This is a genomic window from Rheinheimera maricola (assembly GCF_016918075.2).
Lineage (GTDB): Bacteria > Pseudomonadota > Gammaproteobacteria > Enterobacterales > Alteromonadaceae > Alishewanella > Alishewanella maricola_A.
Window position 1 is genome coordinate 1 of the sequence record NZ_JAERPS020000023.1, and the last position, 613, is coordinate 613.

1 protein-coding gene is annotated in these 613 nt (G+C 50.1%); it reads left to right on the top strand.

Annotated features, from left to right (window positions below):
- A partial coding sequence (locus I4W93_RS20230) for a transposase (protein ID WP_224673590.1) occupies nt 1–613 on the top strand: 613 nt, incomplete at both ends.

Below are 613 nucleotides of genomic sequence, written 5' to 3' on the forward strand. Positions count from 1 at the left end.
TGGCTTTGCCAACGAAGCCAACAACAGCTATTTGTATCAGCACAACATAAACGGCTATGTGCCGGATAATCAGTTTAGAAAGCGCGACCCGAAATTTAGTGAGCAAAAACAAAAGTACGGCAAGCGGCATCAGGACAAGGCAAAAGGGCAAAAGCCCATCTTCCCGTCCAGTGCCTTTGTATTTGACCCAATCGCCATGACCTGTATTTGTCCGGCGGGTAAGTCACTCCCCTGCAGGGGCACCAGACCAGAGCCAGATGGCCAACAACGCGCCTTATTCGGCGGTCGGTTGTTGCAATGCCGCCACTGCGATTTAAAAGAACAATGCATGTTAACGCCCGAGTCAGCCAATCACCGCAATGGTAACGGCCGCCAGGTATCGTTTTTACTCAAAGCCAACGCACCACCTAATTACACCGATTGGATGAAACAGCGGGTAGACAGCGATGCGGGTAAAGAAGTTTACAGCCATAGAATGTCGGTAGTGGAGCCGGTGTTTGGCAATATCGGCACCAACAAAAGGCTAAACCGGTTTAGCTTACGCGGCAAAACGAAAGTACAGGGCCAATGGCAGTTGTATTGTATGGTGCATAATCTGGAGAAGGTAAGCAGG